Origin of the sequence: Tibeticola sediminis (assembly GCF_003843835.1) — a bacterium.
Classification (GTDB): Bacteria; Pseudomonadota; Gammaproteobacteria; order Burkholderiales; family Burkholderiaceae_C; genus Tibeticola; species Tibeticola sediminis.
This window is the reverse complement of sequence record NZ_RKQL01000001.1, coordinates 995,372-1,009,526: the sequence shown is the minus strand read 5'-3', so window position 1 is coordinate 1,009,526 and position 14,155 is coordinate 995,372. Positions and strand designations below refer to the sequence as shown.

General features: G+C 63.3%; 16 protein-coding genes and 1 pseudogene. 8 read left to right on the top strand and 9 right to left on the bottom strand.

The genetic code is table 11. From position 1 onward, the window contains the following. The first annotated feature begins 789 nt into the window (after positions 1–789). The 5 genes and pseudogenes from EDC62_RS04675 to EDC62_RS04655 all read left to right on the top strand — a co-directional run. Positions 790–1,947: a hypothetical protein gene (locus EDC62_RS04675; protein ID WP_124220938.1), complete on the top strand. Its 1,158-nt coding sequence runs from the start codon at positions 790–792 to the stop codon at positions 1,945–1,947. Then, on the top strand, positions 1,944–3,122 hold the full coding sequence (locus EDC62_RS04670; RefSeq protein WP_124220936.1) for a hypothetical protein: 1,179 nt from the start codon (positions 1,944–1,946) through the stop codon (positions 3,120–3,122). The genes EDC62_RS04675 and EDC62_RS04670 overlap by 4 nt, the downstream gene beginning before the upstream one ends. A gap of 52 nt (positions 3,123–3,174) precedes the next feature. Beyond that, positions 3,175–3,801: a hypothetical protein gene (locus EDC62_RS04665; RefSeq protein ID WP_124220934.1), complete on the top strand. Its 627-nt coding sequence runs from the start codon at positions 3,175–3,177 to the stop codon at positions 3,799–3,801. Between the two features lie 34 nt (positions 3,802–3,835). Next, positions 3,836–5,527 carry a CsgG/HfaB family protein gene (locus EDC62_RS04660; RefSeq protein WP_124220932.1) on the top strand — a complete coding sequence of 564 codons (1,692 nt, stop codon included), beginning with the start codon at positions 3,836–3,838 and terminating at the stop codon, positions 5,525–5,527. A gap of 174 nt (positions 5,528–5,701) precedes the next feature. Further along, positions 5,702–6,085: pseudogene (locus EDC62_RS04655) on the top strand (transposase); the annotation flags it as partial. Positions 6,086–6,212: 127 nt separating this feature from the next. Here EDC62_RS04655 and EDC62_RS04650 read toward each other — a convergent pair. The 4 genes from EDC62_RS04650 to EDC62_RS04635 form a co-directional block, all read right to left on the bottom strand. Continuing rightward, positions 6,213–6,383: a MerR family transcriptional regulator gene (locus EDC62_RS04650; RefSeq protein ID WP_124220928.1), complete on the bottom strand. Its 171-nt coding sequence runs from the start codon at positions 6,381–6,383 to the stop codon at positions 6,213–6,215. Next, complete coding sequence (locus EDC62_RS04645) at positions 6,368–6,607, bottom strand: AbrB/MazE/SpoVT family DNA-binding domain-containing protein (RefSeq protein ID WP_148089182.1); 240 nt, start codon at positions 6,605–6,607, stop codon at positions 6,368–6,370. The genes EDC62_RS04650 and EDC62_RS04645 overlap by 16 nt, the downstream gene beginning before the upstream one ends. A 25-nt stretch (positions 6,608–6,632) precedes the next feature. After that, positions 6,633–6,953 (bottom strand): helix-turn-helix domain-containing protein, encoded by a 321-nt coding sequence (locus tag EDC62_RS04640; protein ID WP_124220924.1) that lies wholly within the window; start codon positions 6,951–6,953, stop codon positions 6,633–6,635. A gap of 93 nt (positions 6,954–7,046) precedes the next feature. Continuing rightward, entirely contained in the window at positions 7,047–7,307 is a 261-nt protein-coding gene (locus tag EDC62_RS04635) for a type II toxin-antitoxin system RelE/ParE family toxin (RefSeq protein WP_245968737.1), read from the bottom strand. Between the two features lie 550 nt (positions 7,308–7,857). Here EDC62_RS04635 and EDC62_RS04630 point away from each other — a divergent pair. Continuing rightward, entirely contained in the window at positions 7,858–9,000 is a 1,143-nt protein-coding gene (locus EDC62_RS04630) for a glycosyltransferase family 4 protein (RefSeq protein WP_124220922.1), read from the top strand. A 42-nt stretch (positions 9,001–9,042) separates the two neighbouring features. Here the strand turns inward: EDC62_RS04630 and EDC62_RS04625 are convergent, their stop codons facing one another. From EDC62_RS04625 to EDC62_RS04610, 4 genes are read right to left on the bottom strand one after another with little or no spacing between them, the layout of a single operon-like run. Then, on the bottom strand, positions 9,043–9,525 hold the full coding sequence (locus tag EDC62_RS04625; RefSeq protein WP_124220920.1) for a DoxX family protein: 483 nt from the start codon (positions 9,523–9,525) through the stop codon (positions 9,043–9,045). Positions 9,526–9,554: 29 nt separating this feature from the next. Next, positions 9,555–10,382 (bottom strand): HvfC/BufC N-terminal domain-containing protein, encoded by an 828-nt coding sequence (locus EDC62_RS04620; RefSeq protein WP_170159008.1) that lies wholly within the window; start codon positions 10,380–10,382, stop codon positions 9,555–9,557. Then, entirely contained in the window at positions 10,379–11,320 is a 942-nt protein-coding gene (locus EDC62_RS04615; RefSeq protein WP_124220916.1) for an MbnB/TglH/ChrH family RiPP precursor modification enzyme, read from the bottom strand. Before EDC62_RS04615 ends, EDC62_RS04620 begins: the two co-directional genes overlap by 4 nt. A gap of 36 nt (positions 11,321–11,356) precedes the next feature. Next, the gene (locus EDC62_RS04610; RefSeq protein WP_124220914.1) at positions 11,357–11,635 is read right to left on the bottom strand and encodes a BufA1 family periplasmic bufferin-type metallophore; all 279 of its coding nucleotides are present in this window, start codon (positions 11,633–11,635) and stop codon (positions 11,357–11,359) included. Positions 11,636–11,847: 212 nt separating this feature from the next. On the opposite strand from EDC62_RS04610, the gene EDC62_RS04605 reads away from it, so the two are divergent. Further along, complete coding sequence (locus EDC62_RS04605; protein WP_124221160.1) at positions 11,848–12,426, top strand: sigma-70 family RNA polymerase sigma factor; 579 nt, start codon at positions 11,848–11,850, stop codon at positions 12,424–12,426. An 8-nt stretch (positions 12,427–12,434) separates the two neighbouring features. Further along, a complete protein-coding gene (locus EDC62_RS04600) occupies positions 12,435–12,662 on the top strand; it encodes a zf-HC2 domain-containing protein (RefSeq protein WP_124220913.1) in 228 nt (75 codons plus the stop codon). A gap of 172 nt (positions 12,663–12,834) precedes the next feature. On the opposite strand, the gene ftsY is transcribed toward EDC62_RS04600, so the two are convergent. Then, entirely contained in the window at positions 12,835–14,142 is a 1,308-nt protein-coding gene (gene ftsY, locus EDC62_RS04595; protein WP_124220911.1) for a signal recognition particle-docking protein FtsY, read from the bottom strand. Positions 14,143–14,155 lie beyond the last annotated feature (13 nt).

The window sequence follows — 14,155 nt, the reverse complement described above, 5'->3', positions numbered from 1 at the left end:
ACGCCAGCGGATGTCGGGCCAACTCGTTGACCAACACGCGCTGGCGGGCCATCGGTCATAGCTGGGGCTAACCACTCGATGGTAGGCTGCGACGCTACCGGTCAATCGGCGCCGCACAAGGTGAGAGTCCGCCCTGCACTGACTGACCGGCGTTCATTGCCGAGGCCATTGCGTCCACAACAACCCGCAGGATTGCCCGGGATTGCTCAATCGTTGAGAGAGTGGGTTGGATTCCGGTCGCGTCTGCACCACCAATTCCAAAAAAACCAACCACTCTCGGTTGGTTTTTTTCGTCTGTTGTTCCCAGTGTTGGCGCGGTATCCAGGCATGGCCTCGCGAGCGCCGCTCCTTCAGAACTCGCGTTTTCTGCCCCACCGCCGCCTCTCCGTTCTCCGTTTTCTCTGGTGGTCTCGCGAGCGTTCGCGAGGGCACTTCCTGTGTTGGCGCGGGTTTAGAGGCGGTCGGTTGTGGTTGGCAAGTCCTGTAGCGGTGGCGACCGAGCGCCACGCGGTCACAAAAAAACTACCTCAACAGGCAGGCGACGCCGCTCGTCACGAGATCCGTGCCCAGATCCATTAACCTTCAACCCAAGGGCCACAACCGAATTACTGGTACGGCTGAAGGGGGCAGGTCACTTCCACCTAGTAGCTGAGCTGCTGGCAACAAGCTAGAATCTTCGAAACAAAAAGTAGATAGGAGGGAGGTTGCGTGAGCTCAACATCACGCTATGAAACTGCAGCAGACTGGCTCAGCAGCGCCGTCATTAGGACACGGTGCCTTGCGCCGTTGATGGTTGTTGTCGCTTTGGCGGCGATCTCAGCCCCGACTAGAGCTGACAACCGGACTGAGTTGGCTCTCGCCGGGTATGCGTACCTGGGCTCCGAGTCTCAGATATCGACGCGGTTTCCCTACTCAAGGCGCTACGAACAAGCGCAGCAGGCTGCGGGACTACCGATCTACCAGCGCTTAGTGGTCGGGCTGAAGGACGCCCCGCCGCAGAACTTCCGCATCTCGACGCAGCTCGAGTCGCTCAGAGGGCGTGATCAAGCGCTCGCTGCAGCTCTGGTCATCGGCAACGAGACCGTCTCTATCGAGCAATTCGGAAACCTCAGAAAGCTTGCCGTCATCATTCGCGGCCAAGCAATGGTGTTCGACTTCAAGTCGATGAACGTGGTCCGCGCATATCCATTGAGCTTTGCCTACGTCGACCTCCTAGATCACGCGCCAACAGACGAGGAGATTGACGCGCGAGTCAAGCTCGTGTTTGAAGGGGCAAATGGCAAACCTGGATTGATTAGTCGGTTCGTGCAAAGCCTCAGTGCTGCTGTGCCGCCGGCGTCGGTGAGCCGCTTCCTACAGGTCACAAAAGTCGAGATCAAGCCCGAAGCTAACGAAGGGCTGCCCGCATTCGTTCGAGACGTCCCCTCAGATGCTCAGACATGGGCTGCAGACGTGGTGGCTGAGGCTATCTCGACCCGAGTAGGTGTGCCAATCGTTCCGTACTCCAAGGGCTACGCCATCGGGAATGTGATGTCTGTTCGAGTTTCGGACGGTACGGTCTGGGAGCTTAAGCTGCCCAAGCCGGACTACGAGATCAGCGTGACTCTGTCTGGCTTCCGGAAGATCAAGTTTGCTGAGGTTGCCGGTGGTGCAACGAGCTACGTCTATGGCGCATATGCCGACCTTCGCATTGAGGAGCCGCTGAGCGGCAAGCTGTTCTTTAGTTCAGCACTGAAGAACGGTGAGACACGGGTCATTCCAGCCAGTCAGACGTACGTTGACGATGGACCGCACTTTTACGACGCATTGAACGGTCTGTTCGTCAAGACAGCATTGGCTATCAATGAGTCTGGTGACCCCAAGTGGATTCAGTCTGCTGCGTCGGCCAAAGACATTTCCGCCCAGCTTATCCAAGTTAAGGAGTTGATGAAGCTATGCAAACAATGAAGTACTTCGCTTTCTTCGCAGCATTGTTGGTGTTCCTCACGCCCGTCAAAGCTCAGATTCATCAAGCTCGCGGGCAGTTTGTTATTAACTACAAGGATGCACTCGGCACCTTCGACCGAAAGCAAGTGCCGGCTAGCGTCAAGCAGAAGGCTCAACAAGAGGCCATGCTGAAGGCCGTTGAAGCCTACTTTGCTGAGGCTGGGCAGGCAGAAGCCGCAAGCTTTGATTCAATTCGGGCAAAGGTCCTCGCCGAGCCAGGGCGGTACATCTTGGATTCGGTGGTGCTTTCCGAGGACGACAACACAAAGGACTTGAAGTACTCAGTCGTTGTTCGAGCTTCACTGAACGTTGCCAACCTGCGTAATGCCATGCAGTCAAGCTCGGCGATTGGGAAGGCTGCGGAGAGTGAGAAGTCGGCAATGAGCTTCGTGTTCGTCTCTCGGGAGATGGCGAGCATGAAGTCCTTCGACGATCGGGTCTACAAGCGTGCCGACGCGTCTGTTCAGGTAACGGCGAATGCATCCCAGTCCGGAAAAAGTACGGTCAAAGAGAAGACCAGCGAGGGGGAGTCGATCAAGAAGGGGCAGATCGAAACCTCTGGCTCTAGGACTGATGAGGTTGATGTCGCCGTTGCTTCCAAGGCCGGCACAACGAGTACCGCCATTGTCGAGACCGGCGGTAGCATCACCCGCAAGGCAAGCGAGACCTCATGGCGAATCTTGCCCAGCGCAAACCTCAACCAGGTGTTCGTCTCGGCGTTCTCGCAGGCGGGCTATGACGTCATTGAAGGCGCCATGGTCGAAACAGACAAGTTCAAGATCGCGGCTATTGAAGCCGACTACCAGTCGGGGAATGACCTTCAGCCGCAGACCCTGCGAAACATCGCGGCTGCTATGAAGCAGTCGGAGATCCCCCTGGTCGCTTTGGGTACCCTCGACGTGGGCTTGGCCGAGAAGGATCCGCAGACTGGTTTGCAGCGTGTCGCCGTCACTGTGAATGCCAAGCTTTGGGATGTGACTCGTCCCATTCCGCGTACTCGCGCAGCAGTCGGCCCTATCGTTTATGCAGGCGTCGGTCCGACAGAGGCTGAAGCAAGGGCCAATGCCCTCAAGTCCGCCGCTAGCAATGCAGCTCAAGAACTCTCAACTCGCCTGGCCAATCTGGGCGTACGTTGATTGCCCAGCCTAGTCGTAGGCAACGTTCCTCAACCCCAAATAGGAGCCCGCTGTGAATAAGTACCTCATTACCCTCTGCGCCATCGGTGCCCTCACTTTGTCCCCCGTCTGCCAGGCGCAATTTGGCGGCATGCTCGGCGGCATGCTCGGCGGCAAGAAGTCCGAGGCGTCCGCTGATCTTGGCGCACAGCAGGATCAACTAGTCCGTCGCTATGTCGCCGCCGGTAAGGATGTGCTGACAGCAAACGGTCACTTCGCTGATGCGCTTGGCATCAAGGCGCAGGCTGTCAATGCATCCGCTACTTCTGACTCGCTTTCGGCGAAGGACATCGAGGCCCAAGATAAGGTTATCAGCGCTGATGCAGCCGCAGTCTCAGAAGCCCTTAAGTCTGGCGCTAAGTTGAAGGATGCCGAAGCCAAGGCGAAGTACGCCCAAGGGCTGGTCGCACTTGCGAGCGGAGTCAAGAAGTACGTGGACATGCGCAACGATGCGCAAGGTTTCGCGTCGGGGCTGTCGTCGATATCTCCCCTGCAAATGGGCAAGCTGCAAGCTGGCGCCTACATCGTAAAGACCCTCCCGTCGAGCGTCACGAATCTGACGAGCGTTCTTCACAGCGCAGTGGACTTTGCCAAGAGCAACGGCGTCGAAGTGCCCAAGGACGCTACCAGCCTGCTCTGAACCTGAACTACCGCAACGAAAAGGGAGAGTCGTAATGCATCAATTGAAATGCTGTCTGGCTGGTGTCCTGCTCGTAGTCTTGGCTGCTTGCAGCAAGCAGGAGGAGGCGCCCGCACCTAGTGCGGCCAGCGCGCCTGCGCCAGCAGCCTCTACGCAAAAGGGCTCTCCTGATTTCGGTGGCGTCACTAAGGTCACTCGAGAGGTTGAAGGGATCGGCAGTACGCAAGAGTTGGCCGTAGTTTCTGCGTTGCAGTCCGCCGTGGCGCAGGTCAACGGTGTACGTGTGGCAGGTCAAATGCAAAGCCTCAGGGCAGAGCTCGGAATTTCCTCCAGCAGCGGGGGCGCCGACTCTATTCGAGGGGAGGCCTTCGTTCAGAAGGTCCTTGCGGCTAGCCAAGGTGCCGTGACCGGTTTTGAGATCCTGTCTCAAGAAGAAGTTACCAAGTTGGACGAGGAAACTATCGGGCGGGTTCGGGCAAGTGACGAAGGCTATAGCTACTCCGCGTCAGCTTCGGTTAGCAATTCGGCCAATGTGCGCAGCAACAGCAGCGCTACCGCCAAGTCGGGAACTGACTCGGCCAACGCGTCAGGCTCATTCAGCGGTTCGGCCAACTACAGCGAGAAGGCCCAGGTCGACGTCAAGCGCGGCGCCTCCTCTTACGAGTCTGACGTGCACTACAAGAAGATGCGTAGTTACTGGAAGGTGCGCCTGAAGGTAGATGTTGCGCAGTACCGAGCACCGGACGAGCAAGGACGCCCGAAGATTGTGGTCGCCATGCCGAAGATGCTGACCGCGACTTACGCGGTTGGTGACCGGAAAGTCCCGGCTGAGGAAGTAGCGCGCACAGTGCGCGCCAGGCTCTCAGACATCCTGACTCAGACGAAGCGCTTCATCGTTCTGGATCGCGAGTTTGGGGCTGATTTGCAAGCTGAGGTGGACCACATCAGCAGCGGAAATGTCCGTATCCAGGATTCGGCTCGTATCGGGCAACAATTGGCGACGGACCTAATCCTGATTCCTACCGTCGAGCAGTTTGAATACCCTCGTACGGTGCAGAAGCTACGGATGTCCGATCGGGAGCTCATCTCGTACTCGGGCGGTGGACGAATCACCCTCCGTTTGCTGAACGCTTCGACCGGCCAAGTGGTGATGTCCAACAGCTTTGAGCACAAGCTCGCCTCGGCTGATCCGAGCACGATGCCCCGCGTGATCGACGGCAAAAGCATGTCGGAGGAAATGATGAATTCGTTGGCGACACAGATCGGCGCAGCCATCGTCACGGAAATCTTCCCGGTGTCCGTGGTTTCTATGAGCGGCGACCAGGTGGTGTTGAGCCAGGGCGGAGATGTGCTGAAAGTGGGTCAACGGTGGCAAGCTGTCCTGCTGGGTGAGGAGCTCAAGGACCCCCAGACCGGCCGCTCCTTGGGCCGTAATGAGCAACCGGTTGGCACAGTTCGCATCGATCGAGTTTCTAGTCAGACCTCCTATGGGACCATGGAAGATGGAGCACTGAAGCAGCCGGTCCAAGCTGGGTCGATCCTCCTGAAGCAGTTGCTCGCTGCTCGCGCCTCTTCGGAATCACCGAATGGCGACACCGTCAGCACAGCTTCTGCTGCAGAGCGGCGTCCCCGGCCGGAGGCTCAGGCAGCCAAAGATTCAAAGCGAACGGAGAAACCGAAAGATCAAGAGCCGGCTCCTAAGCCTGCTGATGACAAGAACTGGTAACTGAGGCCGAATTCGACGGATCAGGGTGATTCCCAGGTCCGAACCTTTTCAGAGTCGGGCCTGCAATTCGGCTGCAACCCGCATGAACACTGGCTCGGCGGGGTGAATGCCGATGGCGATAACTCCCGGGAAGTGATTCAATGGAGCGCAGTTCCGGGGAGTTTTTGACTGGCGATGGCCACCGACGACTTCTTCCGCGCCCGCCTGGATCAGATGATCGACTTGCGCCACCCGCTGGCGGTAGTGGCCACGCGCATGCCGTGGGATGAGATCGAGAAATCGCTGGCGCCGGCGTTCGCGCACAAGGACCGCGCCGGCCGCGTGGTCGAGGGCGCGGATCTGTTCGGCACCACGCTGCAATTGGCTGGTGCTGGCGTGAGCAACCGCGGCCGGCCGCGGTTGCCGATCCGCCTGATGGTGGCGCTGCTGTACCTGAAGCACGCGTTCGACGTGAGCGACGAGAAACTCGTCGAGCGCTGGACCGAGAACGTCGTTTGGCAGTTCTTCAGCGGCATGCAGTACTACACGCCCAAGTTGCTGTGCGACGCCCGGTCGCTTCGAGCACTTCCTTGACGGTGAGGTAGAAGGAGTCAGCGGCAGACTCTTCCGGCGGAGGCGCTTCCTTCAGCGGGCGAGCGACGACCTTGGGCACACGTTCGCCGTCGTCGAGGATGGTGCTCCAGTACTAAGCGCCCCGGCGTTCAAACTCGAGCACGTCGGCCTTGTGGTAGCGGACGAGGTTGAACAGCTTATGCCAGCGCAGCCCCTCGCCGGACGCGCGCCAGCGCCGCAGCGTCTTGGTGCTGATCTTCCAGCGGTGGGCAACCTGCCATCCGCTCATCACGGGGTAGTCCATCGTCTTCTCCTTGTCGCCGAGGTCCCCATGACAACGCTGTTCGCAGCAGAAACCAAGCGCGACAACCAGGGCATGCCTGCGTCGCCCAGTTCGCGTGGCAGAGGAACATCGAGATCGACGTCCAAGCCTGCGCTCAGTGCGCGACAACGCCCTGCGAGTTTGGCATCGACCGGGCGCAACACGTCGGGATGCTGATCGATATCGCGCGCAATCGCATCGAGCATGGCTTGTTCCGGGGACTTCATAGCCTCACAGCACCGCCTCCAACCCTTTGCGCTCGATCAGGTTGAGGAGTTTTAGGGACGGGCCGCTCGGCTTCTTGTCGCCAACTTCCCATTTCTGCACCGTGGACAAGCTGGTATTGAGCACGGCCGCAAACACCGCCTGGCTCAGGTGAGCCTGCTCGCGCAGCGATTTGATCCGCTGCGGCGGCATCTCTTGGACGTCGAGATGGCACAGCGCATCAAACTCGCCCATGCGGCGCTTGCTGATGAACCCGGCGCTGCGCAGCCCGCGCGCGGTTTCATGCATCTCGTCCAGGATACGGCTCTTACGTTTGGTCGTTGCCATTGCATGCCTCCACAATCTCGCCCGCCGCCAGGGCGGTCGCCAACTGGCGGTCGTCAAACCCCAGCAGGTCTTTCGCCACCTCCTGGAGCACCTTCAGTTCGTCCTTGTCGATATTGGCCCGTTCATTCCAAAGCCGTAGAGAAAGAACCACCGGTCGGCCAGCTTGGTCGCGACGATGGTGCGCGCTCCACCGCGCTTGCCCTGACCAGGTAGCGCGACCCGTTTCTTCACCACATGGCCGCCTAGATCAGCGTCGATGAGCCCCTGAACCATCTCGGAGACGGCATCGCAGAGGGCGTCATCTGTCAGGCCTGCCTTCCGCATCCAGCGGGTGAAGGTTCGGGTGCGGAACACTCTTCTCATCGGCAAACCATACCACTTAGTGCAATAGATTTCCAGTAGAGGGTTCGCCGGCCGGCGCAGTCATCTACCGGTGCGCGATCCCGAATTGCCCGTTTCGTACAGGTGTCCGCCCTCAAGAGCCTTGCTTTACTATGGGAACTGAGAATCCGGCGTCGGTTCGGTTCCGTGCTCCGCCACCATATGCTCGGGCCCAAGCCTCACTGCTTGGGCTTTTTCGTTTGGGCTTTGCTTTCCGGGTTCGGCCTGAAAACCCGGCTCGGGGTAACGCCGAAGCAGCCCCCAGTGATGGCCGCACGGTACCCGCGGGACCTGTCTTGCGTTGCTCTAAGGCAACGCTGAACAAGTCCCTCGCGCGTCGCGCATCCCGGCTGCGGGCGGTCTGCTTCGTTGCAAATCCTCGCCATAGCTGCAGCTATGGCTGCGGTTTGCGCCTCGCATCCCATCCCGCGGCCAGGCGCGCGCCATCACGGGGACTTATTCAGCGTTGCCCTAAGATCGGCGCCAGTCTCAACAACCGCTCGGCCCTGGGGTCAGCCGATAGATGAATTCCATTGGAGATTTTTGGCGGGTCGCTGCGTGGGCGGGCGGCGGTGCATTTTTGGCATCGCTGTTGACGGCCGGTTTGATCGTGGGCACGCGCGGCCGTCACCTGCATCTGACGGGCGATCGGCCCGGAGACGGGCCACAGAAGCAGCACGACGAAGACACGCCGCGTATTGGGGGCGTGGCGGTGGCGGCCGGCTTGGCGGCAGCGGCTGGGATCGATGCGGCGTGCTTGGGGGCATCGCTTCGCGGGGCCTTTCCTGCGGGGGCGAGCGGGTGGCTGCTGGCGCTGTTGCCCCTTTTGCTTTTGGGCCTGACGGAGGATGTGCGAAAGTCGCTGAGCGTGCGGCTACGGCTGGCGGTGGCGATCGCATGCGGCGCGGCGGCTTGGTGGCTGGCTGGCGTGCGCATCGAGGCGCTGGGGATTGGCTGGGTGGACGCGGCACTGGCTCATGCGTCCTGGCTGAGCCTCGGGGTGACTGCGGTCGCCGTCGCCGGGCTCGTGCACGCGATGAACATCGTCGACGGTTTGCATGGTCTGTTGGCGGGCATTGCACTGACGGTTTTGATGGCGGTTGCTGCCGTCGCGTGGCGTTATGGCGACCTGGGCCTATTTTCCGCAGCGATCGTGACCGTTGGAGCGGTTGCCGGGTTCGCGGTGTTCAATTTTCCGAGGGGCGTTCTGTTTTGTGGGGATGGCGGGGCCTATTTGATCGGCTTCGTCTGTGCCAGCCTGCTGATCGTTCTGGTGCGCGCCCACCCGACGGTCAGCCCCTGGTTCGCCCTGGCGGCGGCTTTGCATCCGGTGACCGAGACCCTGTATTCGGCTTGGCGCCGATTTCGCGCCGGCCACAGCCCGACGGCGCCGGATGCGCGCCATTTTCATTCGCTGTGGTCTGCTTGGCTGGCCGTGCGGCAGGCGCGCGGGGAGCGCATCTGGGGCGGACCGAATGCCGGGGCGGCCTGGCGTACGGTGGTCTTTGCCGCCATGCCCCCTCTGTTCGCGCTTGGCTTCGAGACGCAAACGTATGTGTTGCAGGTGATTTGCGTTGCCTACGTGGTGGCTTACCTGGCATGGACGAAGCGCCTCGAGCAGGCCATGGCGAATGCCGAACGGAGCGCATCGATCCGGCGCGGCTGAGCGATCGCTTGGGCGCTGCCGCCGAACGGCTCTGTCTTGTGGCTATTTGGATGCGTCGATCCATCCGCGACGAAGCAACCAGGGCTTGAGCCACAGTTGATCGGCCGACCAAGCGCCCGGTCCGTGCAGCGCGAGATAGGCCAGCAACACGCCCCAGGTCAGATGCTGTTGCAAGGCGGCGGGGGCGATCTCGGACAGACTCAGCACGGCTACTGCATTGACCACGCTGAGGCCCAGTGCTGCGAAGCGGCCGCCCAGGCCGAACAGCAGCAGCACCGGCAGCACCAGTTCGCCCGCCGTTCCCATCACGGCCGCCACGGTTGGTGGCAGCAGCGGCACATGGTATTCGTCTTGGAACAGCGCGAGGGTGGTGTCCCAATCGCGGATCTTCGTCAGGCCCGAGAGGAAGAAGCCTTCGGCCACATACGCGCGGGCGAGCAGGGCGGCAAGCGGCTGGGCGTGGTCGAGGGTGCGCGTGAGCACCGACCACGCACGCAGGAGGGTCGGGATCAGGGGAGCGGACATGAGCAGGCCTCCATCAGCGTGAGTCGGGGTCAAGCGAGCGGATGCGGCGTGGGCTCTTCGCCTGGGTCCGGTTCGAGCCCGAGCACCCAGCCTTCTCGGATGCCCTCGCTGATCCAGGCCAGCGCCGCCTCGGCTCCGCCTTCTGCGGCCTCGATCACCGTCTGGAGTGAGGCGCCGGCCAAGGCGGCCGACAGACGCTGCGCGTCCGAGGACTGGATCGCGCGCAGCCGTGGCCGCAGACCCTCGCGCCAGATGCGCACGGTTTCGCCCACGCCAGCATGAAGCCGGGCGGCTGCCTCGCGCAGATCGGGCGGGTCGGTCTGGTGCGCAAGGATCATCGATGCGACCGGCCAGCGGCTGGTGTAGAGCGCGGTGCCGGGCGCGAGGCGCAGGCGCAACCGTTCCGGGGCGTGCTGGGCCAGCAAGGCAAAGCTCGCAGGCGCCGCCTCGCCATCGGCAGCGCTCGCCGCGCGATGCAGCCCCCATTCGACCCGGGCGACATCGGCGAGATAGGGCGTGTCGGCCAGTTGCGCGTCCGCTTCGAGGAAGGCTGCCAGGGTGGCGCCCCAATGCGCGAGGTCGCCTCGTTGCGGCGGGGCGTGGTGCCAGTACGCCCGCGAGAGGCTGTCGAAGCTGTCGGGCCCGAGCAAGGCACGCAGCACCGGGTAGGCGGCGGCCAGGGCGCGCGCGGCCGTTGCGTGGGCGTTGGCGCGATACGCCGCAAGCCCCATCGCCCACGGGCGGGCCAAGGTCGCGTCCAATGGGGTCGGGTCGGCCGGGGTGGCGCGAGTGGCGAAGAGGGCGGCCGCCAACGTCTGTTGTTGCTGCTCCAGCGTGGCCAGCGTGGTGGCGGTCATGGTTCGGCCTCCAGGGCAGGACTTGCGGTTCTTCCGCGGGCGGCGAGTGCGGCTGAGCCGATGTGGCGGGCGCGCGCCGCTTCGTCGAGTAACACGTCGAGAGTTGGGAGATCGGTGTCCCATTCGATCAAGCTGGGCACCGGGCCGTAGCGTTCGATGGCATGGCGGTAGAGCCGCCAGACCGGCTCGATCACGCGACTGCCGTGGTCGTCGATGACCAGACCGCCGCCGTCGTGGTGGCCGGCGAGGTGAATCTCGGCCACATGCTCGGGGTCGATGGCGTCGATCCATCGTTGGCATGCCTGGAGCGGGTCGGCGCTGCCGCCGAAGTGGCGCGCGTCGTTGAGCGCGTTCACGTAGAGATTGTTGACGTCTACCAGCAAATGGCAGCCGGTGCGACGAGCGAGGGCGCTGAGGAAGGCCGGCTCATCCCATTGCGCATCGCGCCAGCGCACATAGGCGGAGAGGTTTTCGACCGCGATGGGCCGGCGCAGTCGCTCTTGCACCTGCGTGACGTTGCGGCACAGGGTGTCGAGTGCGCTGTTGGACAGGGGCAGTGGCAGCAAGTCGGCGGCGTGCAAGGCATCGGTGTGCGCGGTCGATGCGCTGGGGACGATGCGCGCAAAGCTGGCGTGGTCGCTGACCCGCACCGGGTCGATGCGCTCGACGAGCCGGGCAAGCTGATCCAAATGCCAAGCATCGATGCCGCAGGCGCTGCCGAGGGACAGGCCGACGCCGTGCAGGCTGACGGGGTAATGGTCACGGCCCGCGCGCAGCACGGCCAGTGCGGCCCCGCCCTCGGCAAAGAAGTTTTCGGAATGGACTTCGATGAAGTCGAGTGCGGGCTGCTGCTCGAGCAGTACCGCGTAATGAGGGTGCCGCCAGCCGATGCCGACCGGCGGCGCCGCGGGCGTTGTCGATCGACTGGACTTCGGCATGGCGGCGGGCCTGTGGGTGTGTGACCCGGGTGCGGATCAGGACTTCTTCATGGCCGCCTTGGCTTCGTCCATGGTCATGCCGTTCATGGTCTTGCAGGTGCCGGCGGCGACGAACTTCCATTCGTCCTTGCCGTTGTCCACCTTCGCTTGTCCAGCGCAGGAGTGCGTGCCGGAGAGGTTCGCACAATCGTTCTGGCCAGCTTTGGCGATGCCAAAGCATTTTTCTTTGGCGGCGTTCTGCGCCATGGCGGGGCTCGAGAGCAGGGCGAGCGACATCAGCGAGGTGGCGGCGGCGAGCAGGGCTTTCTGGTTCATGGTGAGACTCCTAGGTTCCAGGGTTGAGGGTTGCGCCACATCGGGTTCGGCGGCTGCCGGAAACGCGCGGTGGCTGATCGTCAGTCGGATCTGGGCGAAGTGTCTTACAGGCTTCAAAAAAAATCGCGAGGCATCGGGCGGGATTTGCTTTTTTTTGGAGATGAGTTCGGTCCGAGCGCGCGGTGACGAACTAAACTGCCGCCCACATGACGATGCCCGATCCCACCGACTTTGAAGCCGAACTCGTCGCCCAGCGCAGCTACCTGATGCGCTTTGCGCGCCTGCAGCTGCGCAACGAAACCTGGGCGGAGGATGCGGTGTCCGAGACGCTGCTCGCGGCGCTGGCGCGGCCGCAGGCGTTTGGCGGGCGTGCGCAGCTCAAGACCTGGCTCGTGGGCATCCTCAAGCACAAGATCATCGATGCCTTGCGCGCGCGTGGGCGCGAGGTTTGCGTCGATGGCGCGTCGGCTGATGACGACGAAGATCCGCTCGCGCACATGGCCTTCCAGGCCGATGGGCACTTTGCCGAGCTGCCGGCAGACTGGGGCGATCCGGAGCGCGAGCTCGACAACCGGCAGTTTTTGGCCGTGCTCGAGGCCTGCACCGACCGGCTGCCGCCGGTGCAGGGGCGGCTGTTCCTGATGCGGGAGTGGCTGGAGCTCTCGAGCGAGGAAATCTGTAATGAACTCGGGCTGAGCGCGACCAACCTGTATGTGCAACTGCACCGTGCGCGGCTGCGGCTGCGCGAGTGCCTCGAAATCCATTGGTTTGCCGGAAAGCCCGTCGCATGATGTTCCGCATGCCTCTCAAACGCACCTGCCGCGAAGTCGTGGCCCTGGTGATCGCACGGGAAGACCGTGCGCTGCCCTGGCGTGAGCGCCTGGCCTTGCGGCTGCATATGGCGGTGTGCGCCGCCTGCCCGCGCTTCGAGCGTCAGGTGCTGACCCTGCGCCGCGCGTTTGGGGCGTGGCGCCATTACAGCGTCTCGGAGGATGAAGCGGACGCCCCGGCGGATCGGAGCGTCTAGAAAGCGCCTAGGGCAACGCTGAATAAGTTCCCGCGATGGCGCGCGCCCGGCCGCGGGATGGGATGCGAGGCGCAAACCGCAGCCATAGCCGCAGCTATGGCGAGGATTTGCAACGAAGCAGACCGCCCGCAGCCGGGATGCGCGACGCGCGAGGGACTTGTTCAGCGTTGCCCTAGTGCAGCAGCGCCTGCGCGAACTCGCGGGCGTTGAAGGTTTCGAGGTCTTCGAGCTTTTCGCCGACGCCGACGAAATACACCGGCACCGGCCGCTCGCGGGCGATGGCGCAGAGCACGCCGCCTTTGGCCGTGCCGTCGAGCTTGGTGACGATGAGGCCGGTGAGGCCGAGCGCGTCGTCGAAGGCCTTGACCTGGGCGAGCGCATTCTGGCCGGTGTTGCCGTCAATCACCAGCAGGATTTCATGGGGCGCGCTGGCGTCGGCTTTGGCGATGGTGCGCTTGATCTTGCGCAGCTCTTCCATCAGGTGCAGCTGCGTCGGCAAGCGCCCGGCGGTGTCGACCAGCACCACGTCGCGCCCCCGGGCACGGCCGGCGGTGACGGCGTCGAAGGCGACGGCCGCCGGGTCGCCGCCTTGTTGGCTCACGATTTCGACGGTGTTGCGGTCGGCCCAGATGGCGAGCTGCTCGCGCGCCGCGGCACGGAAGGTGTCGGCGGCGGCCAGCAGCACGGTGGCGCCGGCGTCGGCGAGGTGGCGGGTGAGTTTGCCGATCGACGTGGTCTTGCCCGCGCCGTTGACGCCCACGACCATGAGGACGGTCGGGCCGTGGCTGCCGTCGGGCCGAGCGGTGTCGGGCCGTTCGCCGACGACCAGGGTTTTCTGCAAGGGCGCGAGCAAATCGGCGATGGCGTCGGCGAGCAGGCCTTTGACGGCGGCCGGGTCCGTGGCCCGCGCTTCCTTGACGCGGCGGCGCAGATCGTCCAACAGGAATTCGGTGGCCTTGACGCCGGTGTCGGCCATGAGCAGGGCGGTTTCGAGCTCCTCGTACAGCGCCTCGTCGATCCGGGTGCCGGTGAAGACCTGGGCAATGCTCGAGCCGGTCTTGCGCAGGCCCTGGCGCAGCTTGTCGAGCCAGCCGCTGCGCGCGGGCGTCTGCGGCGGTGTGGCGTCGGCGCCGGAAATGGGGCTCGGTGTCGGTGCGGGGGCCGGTGACCGTTCCGCGTGCGGCGGGGCTGCAGCGGCGGGCGGGGCAGCGGTCGGCTCGGCATGGGGGGGCTGGGGCGGGGTCGGGATGGGTGGCTCGAGCGGTGGCACCTCGACGACGGCCTCTGGCGCCGCAGCCGCAGGTGTCACAGGGGCCGGAGTCGCCGCCGGTTGGGGTGTTATGGTTGCTGCCGGGGTGGGCGTCCCGGCGGGTGCTGCCGGCTCTACGGCCGCGCTCGGGCCCTCAGCCGCTGCCGGGGCGGATGGCGCAGCCGGTGTTTCCGGGGCGGGCTTGGGTTTTTTTCGGAAAAAACTGAACATTTTTGGGTTTCTC